The organism is Mesorhizobium sp. B1-1-5, assembly GCF_006443065.1.
Taxonomy (GTDB): Bacteria; Pseudomonadota; Alphaproteobacteria; order Rhizobiales; family Rhizobiaceae; genus Mesorhizobium.
The window spans coordinates 1-1,403 of the sequence record NZ_VFWS01000386.1; the positions used below are offsets into that span (position 1 = coordinate 1).

The following is a 1,403-nucleotide window of genomic DNA, read 5'->3' on the forward strand; positions in this document are numbered from 1 at the left end:
CCTGTCCATCGTCGGTGAATCCGGCTGCGGAATATCCACCACCGCGCTGCCCGTGATGGGTCTGCAGGAGCCGACTTCGGGAAGAATCCTGTTCCAGTGCAAGCCGTTGACAGGCCCTGGCGCTCACGCCCGCAAGGAGCGCGCGCGCATCGCTCAGATGGTGTTTCAGGACCCGTATGCGTCGCTGAATCCGCGCCAGACCATCGGCCGCATGCTGTCCTCGCAGCTTTCCCTGCATGGAATTGCCAAGGGAAGCGAGGCCAGCCACCGCGTCGCCGAGATGCTGACCCGCGTCGGCCTGACGCCCGATCACGCCGACCGTTATCCGCATGAATTCTCCGGTGGGCAGCGCCAGCGGATCGGCATCGCGCGGGCGTTGATGCTTGATCCGAAGATCCTGGTGCTGGACGAGCCGGTGTCGGCATTGGACGTGTCCATCCAGGCGCAGATCATCAACCTGCTGATGGACCTGCAGGAAACGCTGGGCTTGAGCTACATCATGATCTCCCACGATCTGAGCGTGGTCGAGCATGTCAGCGACAGGGTTGCCGTCATGTATTTCGGCCGCGTGGTGGAAGAGGGTGACTGGCATTCGATTTTTAGTCGCCCGACGCATCCCTACACGCGTCGCCTGATCGGTTCGGTTCCCGATCCCGACGCGATCCTGACCGGGGCACGCACCTTGCCGGATGCCGCCTTCGTTCCAGACGCCGCCCGCTTTTCGCCCGACATTTCGCGCCGTCCGGATCCCGACGAAGAACACGAGCCAAGCGAGCTTGTCGAGATCGGCCGCGGTCATCGCGTCCGCCTCGCGCAATAGGAATTGCCGATGACCTTCACCGTCCTTACCTGCGAATTCATGCACGAGAGCAATACGTTCTCGCGCTTCCGCACCGACTTGCCGCAGTTTCAGGTGGACACGCTTCTCCTTGGCGACGAAGCGATCCGCGCCCGCCGCAACGCCAACACCGAACTTGCGTGGTTCATGGATGTGGCGGAACCGGCGGGCTGGAACGTGATCCACGCGATTTCGGCACATGCCGTGCCCGGGGGGCGGGTGACGAAAGCCGCCTATGACCACATCGCCGGTATTTTCCTGGAGGCAGCGCGTTCGAACAAGGGCCGCCTCGATGGAGTGCTTCTTGGACTTCATGGCTCGATGGTGCCTGAGTTTTGCCCGGACGGGGAAGGGTATCTGCTAGGCCTTCTGCGGGCCGAACTTGGAACGGATATTCCTGTTGCGGTAACGCTCGATCTTCATGCGATGGTGTCCGAAGATATGGTTCGGGACGCGCAGATCCTTGTCTCCTACAAGACCTATCCGCATGTGGACATGCGCGAAATCGGCGAGCATGCCGCACGTATCCTGGATCGCGAAATGAGGGTTGAAATCGCGCCACGGA

The 1,403-nt window shown here is 61.8% G+C and carries 2 protein-coding genes; both read left to right on the forward strand.

The genetic code is table 11. From position 1 onward, the window contains the following. Positions 1–820, forward strand: an 820-nt coding sequence (locus FJ980_RS31635; RefSeq protein WP_140547440.1) for an ATP-binding cassette domain-containing protein, incomplete at its 5' end; no start/stop codon positions are given. Positions 821–829: 9 nt separating this feature from the next. Further along, positions 830–1,403, forward strand: a 574-nt coding sequence (locus tag FJ980_RS31640) for a M81 family metallopeptidase (RefSeq protein WP_140547441.1), incomplete at its 3' end; no start/stop codon positions are given.